At 58.9% G+C, this 18,588-nt stretch carries 21 protein-coding genes, 1 tRNA gene and 1 pseudogene; 11 read left to right on the top strand and 12 right to left on the bottom strand.

Features of this window, described 5'->3' with window-relative positions:
- Nucleotides 1–74: 74 nt before the first annotated feature.
- Nucleotides 75–866 carry a tryptophan synthase subunit alpha gene (gene trpA / locus ACGYK7_RS03285; protein WP_394398978.1) on the bottom strand — a complete coding sequence of 264 codons (792 nt, stop codon included), beginning with the start codon at nucleotides 864–866 and terminating at the stop codon, nucleotides 75–77.
- A gap of 156 nt (nucleotides 867–1,022) precedes the next feature.
- On the opposite strand from trpA, the gene ACGYK7_RS03280 reads away from it, so the two are divergent.
- Nucleotides 1,023–1,214: a hypothetical protein gene (locus ACGYK7_RS03280; RefSeq protein ID WP_067261693.1), complete on the top strand. Its 192-nt coding sequence runs from the start codon at nucleotides 1,023–1,025 to the stop codon at nucleotides 1,212–1,214.
- A 59-nt stretch (nucleotides 1,215–1,273) separates the two neighbouring features.
- A complete protein-coding gene (gene ychF, locus ACGYK7_RS03275) occupies nucleotides 1,274–2,371 on the top strand; it encodes a redox-regulated ATPase YchF (RefSeq protein WP_394398976.1) in 1,098 nt (365 codons plus the stop codon).
- A gap of 86 nt (nucleotides 2,372–2,457) precedes the next feature.
- Here the strand turns inward: ychF and ACGYK7_RS03270 are convergent, their stop codons facing one another.
- Nucleotides 2,458–2,760, bottom strand: a complete 303-nt coding sequence (locus ACGYK7_RS03270; RefSeq protein ID WP_394398974.1) for a hypothetical protein — start codon at nucleotides 2,758–2,760, stop codon at nucleotides 2,458–2,460.
- 435 nt (nucleotides 2,761–3,195) lie between these two features.
- On the opposite strand from ACGYK7_RS03270, the gene ACGYK7_RS03265 reads away from it, so the two are divergent.
- A tRNA-Ser gene (locus ACGYK7_RS03265) sits at nucleotides 3,196–3,285 on the top strand.
- A gap of 263 nt (nucleotides 3,286–3,548) precedes the next feature.
- On the opposite strand, the gene rarD is transcribed toward ACGYK7_RS03265, so the two are convergent.
- From rarD to ACGYK7_RS03245, 4 genes are all read right to left on the bottom strand, one after another.
- The gene (gene rarD, locus ACGYK7_RS03260) at nucleotides 3,549–4,490 is read right to left on the bottom strand and encodes an EamA family transporter RarD (protein ID WP_394398972.1); all 942 of its coding nucleotides are present in this window, start codon (nucleotides 4,488–4,490) and stop codon (nucleotides 3,549–3,551) included.
- A 142-nt stretch (nucleotides 4,491–4,632) separates the two neighbouring features.
- On the bottom strand, nucleotides 4,633–5,832 hold the full coding sequence (gene pcaF / locus ACGYK7_RS03255) for a 3-oxoadipyl-CoA thiolase (protein WP_394398970.1): 1,200 nt from the start codon (nucleotides 5,830–5,832) through the stop codon (nucleotides 4,633–4,635).
- Nucleotides 5,829–6,524 (bottom strand): 3-oxoacid CoA-transferase subunit B, encoded by a 696-nt coding sequence (locus tag ACGYK7_RS03250; protein ID WP_067624155.1) that lies wholly within the window; start codon nucleotides 6,522–6,524, stop codon nucleotides 5,829–5,831. Before ACGYK7_RS03250 ends, pcaF begins: the two co-directional genes overlap by 4 nt.
- Nucleotides 6,524–7,243 carry a 3-oxoacid CoA-transferase subunit A gene (locus ACGYK7_RS03245; RefSeq protein ID WP_394398968.1) on the bottom strand — a complete coding sequence of 240 codons (720 nt, stop codon included), beginning with the start codon at nucleotides 7,241–7,243 and terminating at the stop codon, nucleotides 6,524–6,526. Before ACGYK7_RS03245 ends, ACGYK7_RS03250 begins: the two co-directional genes overlap by 1 nt.
- Nucleotides 7,244–7,348: 105 nt before the next feature.
- Between ACGYK7_RS03245 and ACGYK7_RS03240 the strand changes: the two genes are divergently transcribed.
- On the top strand, nucleotides 7,349–8,110 hold the full coding sequence (locus tag ACGYK7_RS03240; RefSeq protein ID WP_394398966.1) for an IclR family transcriptional regulator C-terminal domain-containing protein: 762 nt from the start codon (nucleotides 7,349–7,351) through the stop codon (nucleotides 8,108–8,110).
- A 68-nt stretch (nucleotides 8,111–8,178) separates the two neighbouring features.
- Here the strand turns inward: ACGYK7_RS03240 and ACGYK7_RS03235 are convergent, their stop codons facing one another.
- The 3 genes and pseudogenes from ACGYK7_RS03235 to ACGYK7_RS03225 all read right to left on the bottom strand — a co-directional run.
- A complete protein-coding gene (locus ACGYK7_RS03235) occupies nucleotides 8,179–8,397 on the bottom strand; it encodes a DUF2798 domain-containing protein (protein ID WP_269348081.1) in 219 nt (72 codons plus the stop codon).
- Between the two features lie 215 nt (nucleotides 8,398–8,612).
- Complete coding sequence (locus tag ACGYK7_RS03230) at nucleotides 8,613–9,314, bottom strand: substrate binding domain-containing protein (protein ID WP_394399743.1); 702 nt, start codon at nucleotides 9,312–9,314, stop codon at nucleotides 8,613–8,615.
- A 15-nt stretch (nucleotides 9,315–9,329) separates the two neighbouring features.
- Nucleotides 9,330–9,506 (bottom strand): annotated as a pseudogene (locus ACGYK7_RS03225) (LysR family transcriptional regulator); the annotation flags it as partial.
- A 132-nt stretch (nucleotides 9,507–9,638) separates the two neighbouring features.
- On the opposite strand from ACGYK7_RS03225, the gene ACGYK7_RS03220 reads away from it, so the two are divergent.
- Nucleotides 9,639–10,061, top strand: a complete 423-nt coding sequence (locus ACGYK7_RS03220) for a DoxX family protein (RefSeq protein ID WP_394398964.1) — start codon at nucleotides 9,639–9,641, stop codon at nucleotides 10,059–10,061.
- Between the two features lie 62 nt (nucleotides 10,062–10,123).
- Nucleotides 10,124–10,945 carry a 4,5-DOPA dioxygenase extradiol gene (ygiD, locus tag ACGYK7_RS03215; protein WP_394398962.1) on the top strand — a complete coding sequence of 274 codons (822 nt, stop codon included), beginning with the start codon at nucleotides 10,124–10,126 and terminating at the stop codon, nucleotides 10,943–10,945.
- A 64-nt stretch (nucleotides 10,946–11,009) separates the two neighbouring features.
- Here ygiD and ACGYK7_RS03210 read toward each other — a convergent pair whose 3' ends face one another.
- From ACGYK7_RS03210 to ACGYK7_RS03200, 3 genes are all read right to left on the bottom strand, one after another.
- The gene (locus tag ACGYK7_RS03210) at nucleotides 11,010–12,302 is read right to left on the bottom strand and encodes a TRAP transporter large permease (protein WP_394398960.1); all 1,293 of its coding nucleotides are present in this window, start codon (nucleotides 12,300–12,302) and stop codon (nucleotides 11,010–11,012) included.
- A complete protein-coding gene (locus ACGYK7_RS03205; RefSeq protein ID WP_394398958.1) occupies nucleotides 12,299–12,799 on the bottom strand; it encodes a TRAP transporter small permease in 501 nt (166 codons plus the stop codon). Before ACGYK7_RS03205 ends, ACGYK7_RS03210 begins: the two co-directional genes overlap by 4 nt.
- A 66-nt stretch (nucleotides 12,800–12,865) precedes the next feature.
- The gene (locus ACGYK7_RS03200; protein ID WP_394398956.1) at nucleotides 12,866–13,897 is read right to left on the bottom strand and encodes a TRAP transporter substrate-binding protein; all 1,032 of its coding nucleotides are present in this window, start codon (nucleotides 13,895–13,897) and stop codon (nucleotides 12,866–12,868) included.
- Between the two features lie 299 nt (nucleotides 13,898–14,196).
- Between ACGYK7_RS03200 and ACGYK7_RS03195 the strand changes: the two genes are divergently transcribed.
- The 5 genes from ACGYK7_RS03195 (at nucleotide 14,197) to ACGYK7_RS03175 (ending at nucleotide 18,501) form a co-directional block, all read left to right on the top strand.
- On the top strand, nucleotides 14,197–14,670 hold the full coding sequence (locus tag ACGYK7_RS03195) for a MarR family winged helix-turn-helix transcriptional regulator (protein WP_394398954.1): 474 nt from the start codon (nucleotides 14,197–14,199) through the stop codon (nucleotides 14,668–14,670).
- 216 nt (nucleotides 14,671–14,886) lie between these two features.
- On the top strand, nucleotides 14,887–16,032 hold the full coding sequence (locus ACGYK7_RS03190; protein WP_394398952.1) for a muconate/chloromuconate family cycloisomerase: 1,146 nt from the start codon (nucleotides 14,887–14,889) through the stop codon (nucleotides 16,030–16,032).
- Nucleotides 16,033–16,102: 70 nt separating this feature from the next.
- A complete protein-coding gene (gene benA, locus ACGYK7_RS03185; protein WP_394398950.1) occupies nucleotides 16,103–17,491 on the top strand; it encodes a benzoate 1,2-dioxygenase large subunit in 1,389 nt (462 codons plus the stop codon).
- Between the two features lie 12 nt (nucleotides 17,492–17,503).
- Entirely contained in the window at nucleotides 17,504–18,031 is a 528-nt protein-coding gene (gene benB / locus ACGYK7_RS03180; protein WP_394398948.1) for a benzoate 1,2-dioxygenase small subunit, read from the top strand.
- A 71-nt stretch (nucleotides 18,032–18,102) separates the two neighbouring features.
- Nucleotides 18,103–18,501 carry a 2Fe-2S iron-sulfur cluster-binding protein gene (locus ACGYK7_RS03175; protein WP_394398946.1) on the top strand — a complete coding sequence of 133 codons (399 nt, stop codon included), beginning with the start codon at nucleotides 18,103–18,105 and terminating at the stop codon, nucleotides 18,499–18,501.
- Nucleotides 18,502–18,588 lie beyond the last annotated feature (87 nt).

Genomic DNA, 18,588 nt, shown 5'->3' with positions numbered 1-18,588 from the left:
GCTGCGGCAACGAAAAAGCCCGCGCGGCCAATGGGGCTGCGCGGGCGTGGGCTCGTTTCCTGAAGCGAAGGGGCTTAGGCTGAATGCGCCCCGTCGGCCAGTGATTTCACAAAGCTCAGCACATCCTCTGCGCTGTCGCCATTGGCGATCCGGCTGACAATGGCCGAACCGATCACCACACCGTCGGCCACTTCGGCGATGGCGCGGGCTTTCTCGGGCGTGTTGACGCCAAAGCCCACGATGACAGGCAGGCCGCTGGCCTTTTGAATGCGCGCCACCTCGGGCGAGACATCCGCGGCATTGGCTTCGGCCGAGCCGGTGATGCCGGTGATCGAGACATAATAGACAAAGCCCGAGGTGTTCTGCACCACGCGCGGCAGGCGCTTGTCGTCGGTTGTGGGGGTCGCGAGGCGGATGAAATTCAACCCGGCGTCCTGCGCGGGCAGGCAAAGCTCGATGTCTTCTTCGGGCGGCAGATCGACCACGATCAACCCGTCGATCCCGGCGTCTTTGGCTTCTTTCAGGAAGGTTTCGACGCCCATGGAATAGATCGGGTTGTAATAGCCCATCAGCACGATCGGCGTCGTGTCGTCATTTTCCCGAAAGGCGCGGACCATTTCCAGCGTGCGGTTCAGCGTCATGCCCCCTTCGAGGGCGCGTTGACCGGCAAGCTGGATCGTCGGGCCATCGGCCATCGGATCGGTGAAGGGCAGGCCAAGTTCGATGATGTCCACCCCGGCGGCGGGCAGGCCGCGCACGATTTCCAGCGAACGGTCGAAATCCGGGTCGCCCGCCATCACGTATGAGACAAACGCCTTTTTGCCGCGGGCGCGGAGATCTTCGAATTTGGCGTCGATACGGGTCATGTGGCTTGCCTCATTTGGTGCTTTCCTCGGCAATGCCGAATGTCGCAGTGAAAATCAATCCACCGCGGGGCAGGGGGCGGCAAAATTCGCCTCCCGTGGGCGCCTATGGCAGGCCGCGCCCTTCCATTTCGCCAAAAGCCTCCTATCTCAAGAGCCATGAATTATGTACTCGCCCTTTTCCTGCCGCCGCTGTCGATCCTGCTGATCGGACGGCCGATCCTGTCCATCGTGGTGTTTCTGATCTGGCTGCCCGCGATCATCTTTTCGGGCGGGCTGACGCATCCGATGTTCATCCTGCTGGCTTGGATCCTGATCTATCAGGCGCATCAGGACCGACGCGCGCGCTGAGCCTTGCGCTTTGCGGCCCGTACCCCTAACACACGCGCAGCTTTTATAGGGGTATCGTCATGGGTTTCAAAATGGGCATCGTCGGTCTGCCGAACGTCGGCAAATCGACCCTTTTCAACGCGCTGACCCGCACCGCTGCGGCGCAGGCGGCGAATTTTCCGTTCTGCACGATCGAGCCCAACGTCGGCGAGGTGGCAGTGCCCGATGCGCGGCTCGACAGACTGGCCGAGATCGCCAGTTCGAAAAGCATCATCCCCACGCGCATGACCTTCGTCGACATTGCCGGTCTGGTGAAGGGCGCGTCCAAGGGCGAAGGTCTGGGCAACCAGTTCCTCGCCAATATCCGCGAAGTCGACGCCATCGCCCATGTGCTGCGTTGTTTTGAAGACGGTGACGTGACCCATGTCGAAGGCCGCGTTGACCCGGTGGCCGATGCCGAGACCATCGACACCGAATTGATGCTGGCCGACATCGAGAGCATTGAAAAACGGCTGCAGAACATCGTCCGCAAAGTGCGCGGTGGCGACAAGGAAGCGGTCCAGCAAGAACGCCTGATGCGCATGGCGCTGGAAGCGCTGGAAGACGGCAAGCCCGCCCGCGTGGTCGAGGTGGACGAGGAGGACGCCAAAGCGTGGCGCATGCTCCAACTGCTGACGACCAAACCGGTGCTCTACGTCTGCAACGTGGGCGAATCCGAGGCCGCCGACGGCAATGAGCATTCCGGTAAAGTCGCCGAGATGGCCGCCGCACAGGGCAATTCCCATGTCGTGATTTCCGCCCAGATCGAGGAAGAGATCAGCCAGCTTGAGACTGAAGAGGCCGAGATGTTCCTCGAAGAGATGGGCCTGAAGGAAGCCGGGCTCGACCGTCTGATCCGCGCAGGCTACGAGTTGTTGCATCTCGAGACCTATTTCACCGTCGGCCCCAAGGAAGCGCGCGCCTGGACCATCAAGTCCGGCACCTCCGCGCCCAAGGCGGCTGGCGTCATCCATGGTGATTTCGAGAAAGGTTTCATCCGCGCCGAGACCATCGCCTATGATGATTTCGTGAGCCTTGGCGGGGAAGGCCCTGCGAAAGAAGCGGGCAAGATGCGGGCCGAAGGCAAGGGCTATATCGTCAAAGACGGTGACGTGCTGCACTTCCTGTTCAACACCTGATCGGCGGGGCAGGGGGCAAGGTCTCCGCCCACATAAAAAGCCCGGCAGCGCGCGCTGCCGGGATTTTTGTTTGTCGGGTCAACAGCTTACTTGCTGTCATTGCCCGGGCCGAAGCCACCGTAGACATAGCCTTCACCGGGGCTGCGCAGGGCGCTGCGCGTGCTCATTACGGTGTCGCGGTCCTTGGCGTTGTCGGCAGTGTTCAGCATGATGTCATTCGCCTTGGTCGAGGCATTCGGGTTCCGCATCCGGTCATTGTTGCCATAGACATCGCCCGCGTCGGCGCTTACCGAAGTGTCGAGGAAAATGTCGTTGTGACGGGTGGAGTTGTCGGCAACGGCAGCGGTGGAAATCAAAGCGGCGGCGGCGGTGGTCATGATGAGTTTCATAGCGTGTTCCTTCAGGTTTTCGTTTCTATCGCGTCATTGCGATGTCATCGTTTGTGGTGAAGTAACGGGCGGTCCCCCGTGAAGGTTTCGCTGCGGTCGCAAGGTTGGGGGCCAGGCGGGGCGTTTCGCTTGTTCGAAGGAGGGCGGGGTTCTTTTTTTATGTAACTAATCAAATGGTTATCCACTCCCTCGCACCGTTTCACAAGTTAATCACGCTGCCGTGTAAGTTGCTACAGCCGCGCAAAATGGTTGGAAAATTCCGCCTACAAAGGGGACGGGCGCGGCTGTTTCTGCGCAGCAGCACAGTTAATAGCGCAGCATTCGCTCACAGGGCGGCAGATACGAGAGCCGAAAAAGAAACCCACCGCAAGAAATGCAGAATTTCCCACGAATTTCGCCTTGCCCCTCGGGCGCGACCTCTTTAGACGGGTCGACGGAGACGTGGCCGAGTGGTCGAAGGCGCTCCCCTGCTAAGGGAGTAGGCCCGGAAGGGTCTCGAGGGTTCGAATCCCTTCGTCTCCGCCATTACCCCTCTGATAGAAGTGGTTTCGCCCCGTGAGGGCTAAAGGCGGTCTCGCAATACCGGGGAGCGCGCCTGCGTCCATACGGATGTTGTTGTCGGTTTATCCTATCCATCGAGAAAACTTCACGTCCTCGGAACCGTCGCATGGGTCTTATGCAGCGATACATTATCGACAAAGGAACCCATCACGCCCTTCCAAATTAGATAGACGAAATCAAATTTCGTGGTGCGAAACCTATAGCGATCGTCGATATCTACCAAACGCTCAACCTTGCCCTTCAGCCCCCTTGGCGGGACGGCTCCGGCGCATCTGTTGCAGCATTGAAGACGAGTAAAGGATCAGCGCCGCCCAGATCATCGGGAAGGCAATCATCCGCGCGCGGCCGAACTCTTCGCCGAATACGAATACTGCAACGATGAAGATCATGGTTGGCGCAATGTATTGCAGAATGCCGATGGTCGAGAGCCGCAGGAGTTTCGCGCCATTGGCGTAGACCAGCAAAGGCACTGCTGTGACCGCGCCACAGCCCAACAACAGCCAGGTATCGACCGGCGTTCCGGCAAGGAAGTTCCCCTGGCCGGTGGACGTAAGGTAGGCGATATAGGCCAGGGCCGGGACAAGCAGGAGGAGCACTTCGAGAAGAAAGCCTTGGTTCGGCCCGATTGGCAGGCTCTTTTTGGCCAGCGCGTAAAAGCCCCAGCTCAATGTTAGCCCCAAGGCAACCCATGGGATCGAACCGCTGTCCAGTGCCAGCACGAGCACGGCTCCCACGGCGAGGGCTACTGCGAGCAGTTGCCGCTTGGACATACGCTCCCCCAGAAGAACGGCGCCCAATAAAATGCTGAACAGAGGGTTGATGTAATAGCCCAATGCGGCATCAAGCGCGTGGCCGGAGGCGATCGCCCAGACATAGATGCCCCAGTTGATCGAGATCAGCGTCGCCGTAACCGCACCCATGAGCAGCGTCCGGGGGGAAAGAAGCGCAGCTGTCAAATCCTGCGTTCGCCGCATCACCACCAGTACCAAGGCTGCGATGGGCACAGACCAGACCACCCGGTGGGCGACGACCTCGGCCGCCGGGATATGCGCCAGCGCCTTCATATAGAGGGGCAGGAACCCCCAAAAGACATAGGCTGCGATGGCAAAGGCCAAACCCTGAGGTGTGTCTTCGTTCGGTCTGGTCGTGAGGCTGTCGGGGTTGCGCATGGGAGTTCCTCCGCATCCGTCCTAGCCGCTTCTATCAGCGCCTGCCAGCGCCAACTATTCGCGGGTAGACTGGTTCTCGGGAGGACATTAGTCCCCCGCGCGCAACGAGGTGAATCCCTATCCCCGCACTACGGCCAGCGGCTTAGACGGCTTCCAACGCAATGGCGATCCCTTGGCCGACGCCGATACACATCGTGGAGAGGGACTTCTCGCCGGGTTTTAAATCCAGCATGGCCGTGCCGGTGATCCTGGCCCCCGACATGCCCAACGGGTGCCCAAGACTGATTGCCCCGCCGTTGGGGTTCACCCGTGGATCGTCGTCTGCGATGCCCAAATCGCGCAGGGTGGCGAGACCCTGTGACGCGAAAGCCTCGTTCAGTTCGATGACGCTGAAATCCTCCTGCCTCAGCCCGAGCCGCGCCATCAGCTTCTTGGACGCAGGTGCCGGACCAAAGCCCATGATGCGCGGTGCGACTCCGGCCGTTGCGCCACCGAGGACTTTGGCAATGGGGGTCAGCCCATGTTTCTCTGCGGCTTCTTTCGTGGCGAGGATCAATGCCGCCGCACCATCATTCACGCCGGAGGCATTGCCTGCCGTCACCGTGCCATCTGCTTTGACGAAGGATTTGAGCTTTTGCAGCGCTTCCAAGGTGGTCGAAGGGCGGGGGTGTTCATCTTCTGACAGGATGAGGGGGTCGCACCGGCGTTGCGGAATGGAGACAGGCACGATCTCTTGCGCCAGACGCCCGCTTGCCATCGCGGCACCCGCTTTTTGCTGGGACCGCAGGGCGAAGGCATCTTGATCTGCACGGTTAACGTCAAAATCCTCCGCTATATTCTCGGCGGTTTCAGGCATTGAATCGACGCCATATTGTGCCTTCATCAATTTGTTGACGAAACGCCAGCCGATGGTGGTGTCAAAAACCTCGTTGGCCCGTGAAAAGGCGGTCTCGGCCTTGGGCATCACGAAGGGGGCGCGCGACATGCTCTCAACCCCACCGGCGACGATCACCTCGGCCTCTCCGGCCTTGATCGCCCGTGCGGCGGTGATCACCGCATCCATGCCTGAGCCGCAGAGTCGGTTCATCGTGGTGCCGGGCACGGTCTCGGGGTAGCCCGCCAGCAGCAGCGACATCCGTGCGACGTTGCGATTGTCCTCACCCGCCTGATTGGCGCAGCCGAAGATGACTTCGTCGATCGCCGCGGGATCCAAAGATGGGTTACGCTCGATCAGCGCCCTGAGGGGCACCGCGCCCAGATCATCGGCCCGTACCGAAGACAGTGCCCCGCCATATCGGCCAATGGGGGTGCGGATGTAGTCGCAGATATAGACGTCGATCATGCCAATTCCTCCGGTACGATAAGATCGGCAACATCGCCTTCAATGTGCAGCGTGGCCCCGGTGACGGCCTGTAGAGCGTCCATGCTCAGCCCCGGCACTTTCTCCCGCAGGATGAACCTGCCGTCCCTGATGTCGATCACCGCAAGGGAGGTATAGACTTGGGTGACGCACCCCACGCCGGTCAGCGGGAAGGTGCAGCGCTCAACCAGTTTCGGGCCGCCATCCTTGGTGACATGATCGGTGACCACGGCCACGCGTTTGGCGCCATGTACAAGGTCCATCGCGCCGCCCACGGCAGGCACGCCCTTGGTGCCGACGCGCCAATTCGCCAGATCGCCATTCTGAGCCACCTGATAGGCTCCCAGCACGGCGAGATCGAGATGCCCGCCGCGGACCATCGCGAAACTGTCTGCATGGTGGAAAAACGCGGCACCGGGCTTGAGCGTGATCGGCTTCTTTCCAGCGTTGATCAGATCCCAGTCCTCTTCGCCCTCTTTCGGGGCCTGACCGAAACCCAGAACCCCGTTTTCGGTGTGATAGGTCACATCGCGACCTTCGGGCTGGAACTTGGCGATCATCTCGGGGAAGCCGATGCCGAGGTTGACGTAAGATCCGTCTTCGATGTCCTGCGCCGCGCGCCATGCGATCTGCGCGTTCGAAAGCTTGTCCTGCATGATGTTGAACTCAGCCATCAGTAAACCACTCCCGTGCGCACAAGCACTTCTTCTTGTTGGGGTTCTGCCACTTCCACGATGGCATCGACGAAGATACCCGGGGTGATGACAGCTTGCGGGTCAATGCTGCCAGGCTCCCCCAGCAGGCTGACCTGCGCGATGGTTTTCGCTGCCGCCATGGCCATCAGCGGGTTAAAGTTGCGGCCTGCCATGCGGTAGGTCAGGTTGCCGGTGCGATCCCCGTCCTGCCCCTTGATCAGCGCAAAATCCGCCTTAAGCCATCTTTCGCGGACATACATCTTGCCGTCGAATTCCTCGGTCGGTTTGCCTTCGGCAAGTTCCGTGCCGAAGGAGGTCGGCGTGTAGAAGGCGGGGATGCCGGCACCGGCGGCGCGGATGCGCTCGGCCAATGTGCCTTGGGGGACGAGGTCCAGCTCGATCTCGCCCGCGAGGTACTTTTCATTGAAGGCTTCGGCGTTGGAACTGCGCGGGAACGAGCAGATCATCTTGCGAACCATGCCTGCTTTGATCATCGCGGCGATCCCGCAATAGCCGTTGCCTGCGTTGTTGTTGATGACAGTGATCGCCGCCGGGCTGCCGGTGGCGCGAAAGCGGTCGATAAGGGCGTGGATCAGTTCGATCGGCGCGCCGGAGCCGCCAAACCCTCCAATCATCACCGTTGCCCCATCCGGGATGTCGGCCACAGCATCGGCCACGGTAGGAAGTGTTTTGTCCATTGCTGGTCTCCTCAGGTTGCAGAGGGTCTAGCGGGCAGATGCCTGACCGGCTAGAAATTTGTGCGTATGTTGACATTTGTTCGCATTGCGTCATTTGATGTGCGCATGCCGAACAAATCTAGCAGTACAGTCTCCTCTCTCGCTAAGGGACTTCGGGTGATCGAGTGTTTCGACGCACAGCGTCCCAAGCTGTCCATCAGTGAGGTCGCCGCGCTGACCGGACTTGACCGTGCCACCTCGCGCCGGTGCCTATTGACGCTGCATGCCGAAGGCTACGCCGCCTATGACGGGAAGTTCTTTACTCTGACACACCGCTGTCTGCGCCTTGGCACCGGGGCCATCGGTGGCTTGCAACTGCCTCAGGTCGTGCAGCCCTGGCTGGATCAACTGACTGAACAGATCGGGCAAAGCTGCTCTGTCGCCATTCTTGACGAGACCGAGATTGTCTATCTCGCCCGCGCATCGCAGCGGCGGGTCATGTCGATCGGCCTGATGCCCGGCTCACGCCTCCCGGCGCATAGCACCTCCATGGGGCGGGTGCTGCTGGCTGCGATGCCGGACGTGGAAGCGCGCCGCGTCATTGAGGCGTCAGACCTATCCCCGCGCACCCGGTTCAGTCTGACCGACCCGGACGAAATCATGGCGCAGGTACAGGCGGCGCGGGCACGCGGCTATGCGATGGTCGATCAGGAGGTTGAGATCAGCCTGCGCTCGCTCGCGGTGCCGGTGCTCAACAGCAAGGGTGCCGTGGTTGCGGCCTTGAACACCGGAATGGCAGCAACGCAGCCTGACCCGGGAGAGTTGGTCGAAAGTTACCTGCCAGCATTACTGAAGGTGCAGGCCGGGATTGCGCGCATTCTTGGATAGGGCGCGCAGGGGCACGGTTATGCAGCGGGTCATCCCCACTGCATAAATGTGTTCACGCCAGATAAGAGCTATTTTGCGATGGTTCGATTTGCGATCGCGAACGCCAATGGCGTCGTGAACTGGGTGAAGACAAACGCAATAGGCCAGGCGGTGAGCGCTTGCCAAGGCCAAGCCAAAAGCCATTCCATAGTAAACCCCATGATCAATAGCGACATCGTGCCCGACATTAAAACCGCCATCATAAAGGTGATGAGGATTTGAGCGAGGATAAGAGTTTTTCGGTTCATTTAAGTCGTTCCATGTTGCGGTCGGACGGGGGAACACAACTCCCCCGGCACCGACCGATGAGTGGTCGATGCCGAGGGTTCGCAGAATGCTGCGACTGGATCTCTGAAAATCAGAGGGCCGGAATAACCAACCGGCCTCAGAATCTTTTCGGCGGTTGAGGCTTACCGCCAGAGACATCGCCAAGCAAGGCCATTCACCTTCGCCGTTTCAGGCCTTAAACTGAATGTTCGCGCAGGTCGGCGACGATAAAATCGATAAGCGTTCGTACCTTGCGTGGGAGCGCGCGGCCTTCGAGGTAGACCGCCGCCACATCGCCTTTCTCCCCGGTCCACTCCAGTAGAAGCGGCACCAGCGCGCCGTATTCAATGGCATCACTCACTGCGAAACTCGGGATATAGGCGACCCCAAGCCCCTGCCGCGCGAGTTCTGCCGCCGCGTGAGCAGAGTTCACCTGAAACCGTCCTTTGACTTGGACGACCTGCTCTTTAGACGCACGTGCGAAGTTCCAGCGACGCGGAAATCTGCGGTTCGTGTCGACAATACAGGCTACCTCGGACAGGTCTTCAGGCTTTGTGATCTCGGGGCTCTGGGCCAAAAAGGCGGGGCTGGCGACAAGAATGCTTTCAAAACTGGTGAGGCGGCGGACCTTCATGGACGACAGATCGAAATGGCCGATGCGCAGGGCAAGGTCGATCCCATCTGACGCGAGGTCTGCATAGGCATCGCTCAACCGCAGATCGATGGTCAGGTCGGGATATTTAGCGCCGAAGCGTGCCAGCATACCGGCCACGTAAATCTCACCAAAGGTGACCGGGGCCGTGATCCGAAGCGGACCAGACAGGCCATCGGAGCCTTGCGAAACCTCTTCAAGAAGGTCTTCGATCTCATCAAGGAGCGCAGGGACACGGGCAAACATGGTTTCCCCGGCCGGTGACAGCCCGACCTGCCGTGTCGTTCTTTGCAGGAGGCGAACCCCAAGCCTCTGCTCAAGCTCGGCCACATACTTTGACGTCAGGCGGTTAGAGGTGCCTAATTCTTCGGCGGCCGCAGTGAACGATCCACTTCGTGCGGTCGCCACGAAAGCGCGCAATTGATCGAGAAGGTCCATCTTATTCAGTACAATTTATGGATAGTCATTCCATATATTCGCCATTTTGGGTGAGGCAGGCAAGGCGTATGTAGGGGCCATACCAACATCGGGCCGCTTGCATGTGGCCTCCCCCGAAAAGGAAACAGACGAATGACCACGCAATCCAATACCAATCTCGCCGCTCTGGCGCTCCGCCTTTCCAGCGGTGTTCTCTTCCTCGCCCATGGCTGGATGAAGGTATGCCTTTTCACCATTCCCGGCACAGTCGCCTTTTTTGAAAGCCTTGGGCTTCCGGGTTTCTTCGCCTATCTGACCATTCTCGCCGAGCTTGGCGGCGGTCTTTTGTTGATCGCTGGCATAGCAGTGCGCCTTGTGTCCCTGCCGTTGATTGCCATCCTTCTCGGGTCGGTTTGGGCCCATGCTGGGTTTGGGTGGACCTTCTCGAACGAAGGTGGCGGCTGGGAATTCCCGCTGTTCTGGGCGGTCGTTCAAGGCGTCATCGCTCTGCTGGGGGCGGGCGCCTATGCGCTGCACCTGCCGGTGATCGACCGTGCCTTGGGCAAATTCGCCTGATCCGCTGAGCCCTTCCGGATCACCCGATCAAGGGTGATCCGGTCAATAGAGGAGACGTCTTTATGCAGACCCATAGCTTGCAGAGCCTACGCGATCGCTTTGGACCCACGCAAAGAATGCCGGTTGTTTTTCTTGGCCACGGCAGCCCCATGCACGCCATCACGCAGGGGCCTTTCAGCCAGGCTTGGGCCACTCTGGGACAGGGCCTGCCACGGCCAAACGCGATTCTGGTGGTATCGGCCCATTGGATGACGCGCGGAACAACGCTGGTCGATGTCTCCGCACTGCCGCGTACGATCCACGACTTCAATGGCTTTCCCGACGCGCTTTATGCTGAGCACTACCCGGCACAGGGCCAGCCGGAACTGGCGCGCGAAGTTGTCTCCCTCCTTGCGAGCCACCGGGCCGAGGAAGACGACACCTGGGGGCTTGACCATGGCGCTTGGGCGGTTCTGAAATATCTCTACCCGGAAGCGGATGTTCCTGTTTTTCAAGTCTCCATCGACATGGCGCAGGGGTTGGCACATCAACTTGAGATCGGCCAAGCACTGTCCGAGCTGCGAGACCGGGGCGTGCTCATTCTCGGGTCTGGCAATATCGTCCATAACCTGCGGCGGCTAAGTTTTGACGGAAGACCCGAAGCTTTTGCGCTGGAGTTCGATGATCTGGTCACCGGTCGTTTGATCGACCGGGACTTCGAAACGCTGGCAAATCGCGAAAAGCTGGGCTCTCTTCTGAGCGAAGCGCACCCTAGCGTGGACCACTACTTGCCCGCGCTCACGATCGCGGGCGCATCGGATCAGCGCGATGACCTGTTGTTCATGACCGACAGTATCGACCTTGGATCAATCTCCATGCGGTCCTTTATCTTCCATCCGAAATAGGCGACGGCGGCCTTCAGGGTTGTCGAGGTGCAGAGGGCGGTCGTTCAACCCTCTGCACCTTCGCTTACCCGATTGTTGATCCCAGCCAGAGCGTGATGCCGGGAAATGCGATCAGCAGAGCAAGACGCACCACGTCGATCGTGACAAATGGGATGAGCCCTTTGAAGATACGGAACACTGGCACGTCGGGCAGCACGGCCTTCAGTACGAATACATTCATTCCGACAGGCGGTGTGATCAGGGCGATCTCGGTCACGACGATCACGATGATACCGAACCACACCAGATCGAACCCCTGCGCTACGACGATGGGCGCAAAGAGCGGCACGAAGATCAGGATAATGGCCATGGAATCCATGACACAGCCGAGCACGAGGAAGACGAGCATGATCGCAAAGATCAGGGCGTAGCCCTCAAGGCCGGTCGACTGCACGAAGGCAAGAATTCCGCCCGCGAGGCCAGACAGGGTAAGCAGCTTGGACAGCATCAATGCGCCGAACAGTACCGTGTAGAGCGAAATCGAAGTATAGGCCGTGTCGATGATCACCGCGCGCAGCACTTTCCAACAAAGCCGCCCGTGGAGTGTGGCCACCAGTATGGCAAGCCCCGCGCCCATGCCCGCGGCCTCGGTCGGGGTGAAGAGTTTGGCGTAAAGACCGCCGATGATCAGGCCGAACAAAAGCATGAAGGGCCAGATGCCGGACAAGGCCACAATCCTCTCGCGCCAAGGTGTGCGGTCGCCCTGTGGGGCGTGTTCTGGACGGCGCGCGGCGACCAATCGGATCGCCAGCATATAAAGCGCGAGCCCAAGCAGTCCCGGTACGACCCCGGCAATGAAAAGTGCGCCGATGTTTGTCTGGGTCAGAATGCCGTAGACCACCATGATGATTGACGGCGGGATCAGAATGCCAAGGGTGCCGCCCGCAGCGATCGTGCCCGAGGCAAGCTCATCGGAGTATTTGTACTTTTTCATACTGGGGTAGGCGACCTTGGCCATGGTCGCCGCGGTGGCATAGCTGGATCCGCAAACGGCAGAGAAACCCGAACAGGCCACCATGGTCGAAAGCGCTAATCCGCCACGAACATGGCCGACAAAAGCATAGGCGGCTCGAAACAGGTCATGGGCGATGCCGGTGCGGGATATGACGTTGCCTATCAGGATGAACATCGGAACGACCGCGAGGTCATAGGAAAGCACCGCTTCTGAGATCGTCAGTGGCAGGAGCTGGAAGGCAATGTTCCAGTTTATCGCGAACCCGATGCCAGCGGTGGAGACCGCGAGAAGGGCAAAGGCCAGCGGCACCCGCAGAAAGGCCAAGAGAATGGCTGCGAACATGGCGATAGAGCCGACAATCATAGTGCTTCTTCCTCGTGGGTATCTGCGGGGTCCACCATTGGGCCTGCAAAGGCAGTGGCGAAGGCGGCCAAAGCGGATAGGGCACAGCTGAGCCCCATGTAGAAATAAAGGGGCGCGCGGGGTGCGCGGAGGGCCTGGCTCACTTCGGAAATGCGCGCGGCGGTGAAGCCATGCTTGATGAAGAGCCAAGCAATCACCGACAGAACGACCACTACCACAGCCGAGACGAGAGCACGCCACCACGCCATTGAGGGCTTGCCGATCACCTTGTCGAAAAGGTCAATGGTCAGATGCGCGCCTGCAGCCGTGACCAAGGGCAGGCCTGCAAAGACGACAAGGGCCATGAGGTGCTCAGTAATGTCATTCGCCCCATAGATGGGCTTGCCGAACAAGCGGCGTCCAATGACATCCGCAAAGGTCAGGGTAACCATTGCAAGTAAAAACAAGGCCATCAACAGTTCCACAGCCCTGCGGATCTTCCACGCTATGTGCAGCATGATATTTCTCCTGGAATGAAAACGGGGGCCGTCGTATCGGCCCCCGACAAGTCACTGGGGTGTGGGTTATTCGGCGGCGAGGGCCTTATATGTCGTGTTGTAGAAATCGAGGATGGCCTGTGGGTCTTCGACGCCGGCGGCCTTGGCGTTCACAACCCAATTGCCGGCCATCTCGCCATAGACCACATCTACCGCAGAGATGAGTTCGGCGGACGCGTCAGATACTGTGTGGCCGTCGGCCTTGAGCCTCTCAAATGCAGCGGGGTTCTGTACGTCGAAGTTCTTGCCCCACGCCGCAGACAGGCCTTCGCCGATGATGGATTCGATGGCTGCTTGGTCTTCCGCGCCGAGCGACTCCCATTTCGCGCCGTTCATGATCACGAAGAAGGACGCGTCGTAAAAACCGTTGGGAAAGATCGTATGATGCTTCAGGCTATCTTCGAGCCGGAAGTTGACGACCGATTCCATCGTGTGAAGCGATCCGTCGATTACACCGCTTTCCAGCATTTCATAGGCCTTGGTCGCAGGTGCAGCCACCGGGACCGCGCCTAGCGAAGTCAGCAGATTTTCCTGAATAGGACCGCCCATGCGGAACTTCTGGTTTGCCACGTCAGCGGAGGTGACCAGATCCTTTGTGCCATGGTGCAACTGCCCGCCGCCGAACAGGCCTACTGCCAGCATCTTCACGCCATCGAAGGCCTCGAGATCGGAGAGGTACTTATCATACGTCTGCCACAAAGCGCGGCTCTGCGCTTCGGCATTCGTGCCTGCGTTAGGAAATTCAGAGAACCAGAGTGAGATGAAGCGTTCAGGCTCATAGGTGAAGTTCCCCCAGGTAATGTCCGCTACACCGTTTCGGGCCAGTTCCCAATGCTGAGGCGGGCTGGCCAGCGGCGCGGGCAGGATCGTCACGGTGACCCGGCCCTCTGTCACTTCGGCGATTTTCTCGGTGAACGGCACGAGAAAGTCAGTATGGACGAAATGGGTGGGGGGTACCCAAGACGAAAGGGTAAGTGTTTCCGCGCTGGCGGACTGTATTGCCGTCGTTGCAAGTGTGGCCGTCGTCAGGCCGAAGTACAGGGCTCTTGCTGCTATCATTGGTATGTCTCCCTAGGTTGTTCAGAAAATTCTGCTGAGCTGTGCGTCCGGGCCTCCCGCCCGGTCGCGGCCGTCTTCATGTCAGTGAAACCATGTGTTTTAACCCTCGTTCATCGGCTATGCGCCCAGCTCTACGGCCAGATGATTACCGGGCCTAAAACTAATCTCACAATGAGACGATTGCAGTTTGAGATAATTATCGCAAGCGGGATTCTTGTGAATTTATGCGTTTTGGGCCAAGCAAGGTAACGGGTGATACCGTTTCGGTAATTTCTCAACAGAGCGGACAACAGCAGCGAATGACCAAGAACTCGACCTTCAAAAACGAGCGTTTGACCTATCGGCTAAACATTCTTGCCGATGAAGCCATTGCCGCGAATGACGAGATATTTCTTAGGGAAACCGGATGTCGCATCCGCGATTTGCGGGTGTTGCGATTAGTGGATGATGCGCCCGGCACAACGTTCGCTGAACTCGCCAAAATCAGTGGGTTCGAGCGCAGCCTTACCTCGCGCATCATTCAGAACCTGCTGGCCGCACAGCTGATTAAGCGTGAGAATTCTGCCAAAGATGCGCGGGTTTTCTTTCTGTCGACTACGACAAAAGGAAAAGAGATGCGCGCAATTGGCAGGCGCATCTCTGATCGGCTGGAAAAGGTGCTGACCCAACCGCTGTCTGAGGACGAGCTGACCACGCTTAACGATCTTCTCGCGCGGCTCGGAGGATGGGTAACCTCAGAAGACTATAAGGCCGCCTTGAAGTCGGATGATTGATTTCGAACTCTCTGCCTGTGCCAAAGCGGCGACGGCATCGAGAGTTTCCCAATAAACATAGTGATGCCTTTAGCTGACAGGGATGAGCTCCACCTAGGCGCGACGCCTTGCGCAAAATCGCAGGGTATCACCCAAGACCCCACCCATCATCGACAGTTACCGAAGAGCGCGGGCATTCTGTGCTGCAGATAAAAACTTGTAAATGCGGTGAAGCCCATGACGAAGATCGACCAAATCGAGACGATGATCCTCGACATCCCAACCATCCGAGGGCACGTGCTCTCGATGGCGACGATGCGTATGCAGACCGCTGTCTTGGTTCGGATCAAATTCTCCGATGGGTCGGAAGGGATCGGTGAGGGGACGACTATCGGCGGTCTGAGCTATGGCGCCGAAAGCCCCGAGGGCATCCAGTCTGCAATTGATACCTATATCGTGCCGCTCCTGCTGGGCCGTGATGCTGACAATGTGAACGGCGCGATCCAATTGATCGACAAGCTGGTAAAAGGCAATCGTATCGCCAAGACCGCAGTGGAAATTGCGCTGTGGGACGGGTTGGGCAAACGGTTGAACGTGCCAGTCTCGCATCTGTTCGGCGGGGCAGTGCATCAGAAATTGCCCGTCGCCTGGACCTTGGCCTCGGGAAATTCCGATACGGACATCGCCGAAGCTCAGGAGATGATCGAAACCCGGCGCCATAATATCTTTAAGCTGAAAATCGGAAAGCGGTCCGTACGGGAGGATGTCGCGCATGTGGCGCGCATCAAACAGGCTGTGGGCGACACGGCAAGCGTGAGGGTGGACGTCAACACGGCGTGGTCCCTTCAGGAAGCGCGCTGGGGGTTGAAGGGGCTACAGGATGCTGGCTGTGAGCTGGTCGAACAGCCCGTCGCCGCACGCTATCGTCGGGCGATGGCCGAACTGACAAAGGGCTACGAGATCGCCGTCATGGCGGATGAAGCCTTGAATGGCCCGGAAGACGCTTTGACTGCTGTTTATGAGCGCTGCGCCGATGTTTTTGCGGTGAAAGTCGCACAGTCGGGGGGGCTCAAACGCGCCTCTGAGGTGATCGCCATCGGCCAAGCCGCAGGTCTGGGCCTCTACGGCGGCACCATGCTTGAGACCGGATTGGGCACCGCAGCGGCGCTACAACTCTTTGCGACGATCGAGACCCTGCACTGGGGCACCGAGCTTTTCGGACCGCTGTTACTGACAGATGGGATCCTCGCAGAGCCGCTTATCTACCGGGATTTCTGTGTTGAAATCCCGTCCGGGGCGGGCATCGGCGTCACGCTCGACCCGGACAAGATCGCCGCATTTCGACGTTGTGCACAACGCAGCATGAAAGCCGTCGCCGGCTGATTGCCAGCGGGGGGACGAAAAGTCAGCCGATACGCTGGAGAAGCGTGACGGCGTTTAGGAGGAGGACCAAATGTTCACACAATCCAATCTTGATGAGTTCCAGACGCGCCTTGATGGCGCGATCCAAGACGACCCTGAGAACGGCGTATTCCGGTGTCGCCGGGATATCTTCACCGATGAAGAGATGTTCGAACTGGAAATCAAACATATTTTCGAGGGCAATTGGATCTACATGGCGCATGAAAGCCAGATCCCGAACCCGGGCGATTATTTTACCCTGACCATGGGGCGTACGCCGGTCGTCATTACCCGTGACAAGGATGGCGAGCTGCACGCGCTTGTGAATGCCTGTTCGCACCGCGGGGCGCAGCTTTGCCGGTTCAAACGTCGCAATCAAAAGACCTTTACCTGTCCCTTCCACGGTTGGACCTTTTCCAACACCGGCAAGCTCTTGAAGGTCAAAGACCCCAAAGGCGCGGGCTACCCTGAGCAGTTCAACACGGATGGCAGCCACGATCTGACCAAAGTGGCAAAGTTTGAAAACTATCGTGGGTTCCTCTTCGGGTCGTTGAGCGAGGACGTCCAGCCGCTGAAAGAGTACCTTGGCGATGCCTGCAAGATGATCGACATGATCGTGGATCAGGCCGATGAGGGGCTTGAGGTGCTGCGCGGCTCGTCGACCTACACCTACGACGGCAACTGGAAACTACAGGCCGAGAATGGGGCCGACGGCTATCACGTCTCGGCGGTGCACTGGAACTACGTGGCGACCACGGCTCACCGTACCGACGACGGCAAGGAAGATGACATCAAGGCAACGGATGCCAGCAAATGGGCTAAGCAGCGCGGCGGATTTCACGCCTATGAGAATGGCCATATCCTACTGTGGACCGAATGGGCCGATCCGACCAACCGCCCGGGCTATTCGCGCTTAGCGGAATGGACCGAAAAGCACGGCCAAACCAAAGCCGAATGGATGGTGGGTGTGTTGCGCAACCTTTGCCTTTATCCAAACGTCTTTCTAATGGACCAATTCAGCTCGCAGATCCGGGTCTTCCGCCCGATCAGTGTCAATGAGACCGAAGTGACCATCTATTGCATCGCCCCGAAAGGGGAGAGCCAAGAAGCACGCACCCGCCGCATCCGGCAGTATGAGGATTTCTTCAACGCCTCGGGGATGGCCACACCGGATGATACCGAAGAATTCCGGGCCACACAGCGCGGCTATGCGGGCGCTGCCCATGCCAAATGGAACGACCTGACCCGCGGGGCCACCCAGTGGATCAAGGGGCCGGATGAGGATGCCAAGAAGCTTGGGATCGAACCGATCCTCTCTGGTGCCCGGACGGAAGACGAAGGGCTCTTCGTTATCCAGCACAGCAACTGGCAAAAGCGTATGAACCGAGCCATCGCAAAGGAACGCGAAACCGCGCCTGATGCGACTCTGGCAGCAGAATAAGGGGGCCTTAAGATGAGCACTGCAACACTTGAGCGCACAGAGGCTGCCTCGGCCATGAGCTATGAAGAGATTCAAGCCTTTCTCTTCGCAGAGGCCCGCGCCCTAGATGACCGGGACTGGGACACTTGGCTGACCTTCTACCACAAGGATTGCCCCTTCTGGATGCCGGCATGGGACGATTATGACACGCTGACCGAAGACCCGGCGAACGAGATTTCCCTGATGTATTATCCCAATAAACAGGGCATCGAGGATCGCGTCTTTCGGATCAAGACCGACCGGTCATCGGCCACGTCTCTGCCTGAGCCGCGGACCAACCATTACCTTTCTGGTATCGAAGTGCTGGATCGCAAGGGCGGCGAGATCAAGCTGCGCTTCAACTGGCAAACCCTAAGCTACCGCTACGGTGCGACTGACCAGCATTGGGGCACGTCCTTCTACACGATTGATATCAGCGGCCCCAAACCGTTGATCACCGACAAGAAGGTGGTCCTGAAGAACGACCACATCCACCACGTGATCGACGTCTACCACACCTGATCCCGAATGGTCGGGAGCCAATACACCCCCGCGCAGCCCGGCAGGCTGCGCGGTCAAGGGAGGAGCATGCCATGACAAGCTACAATGTCGCCCTGAACTTTGAGGATGGTGTCACCCGCGTCATCCAATGCGATGACGATGAGAAGGTAACGGATGCGGCCTTCCGGCAGAAAATCAACCTGCCGATGGATTGTCGTGACGGTGTCTGCGGCACCTGCAAATGTTTTGCCGAAAAAGGCACCTATGAAATCGAATTCTACATGGACGAGTCCATGAGCGACGAGGAAGCCGAAGCGGGCTATGTGCTGACCTGCCAGATGATACCCGAAAGCGACTGTGTGTTGCGCGTGCCGACCTCATCCGCCGCTTGCAAGACAGCGCCGGAGGCCGTCGAGGGTGAGGTGCTGGCTGTCGAGACCCTTTCTGAGACATCCTTCATGACCTGCCCCCCGCGAGATCCCTCACTTTAATGTAGAGTTGGCTCAACCACGAAGGAGCAAACATATGCGAAAGAGCCGTTTTACCGAGGCGCAGATTATTGGGATGATTAAGGAGCA

The organism is Sulfitobacter sp. 1A15299 (genome assembly GCF_043556915.1).
Classification (GTDB): domain Bacteria; phylum Pseudomonadota; class Alphaproteobacteria; order Rhodobacterales; family Rhodobacteraceae; genus Sulfitobacter.
This window is presented reverse-complemented; position numbering and strand designations above follow the sequence as displayed.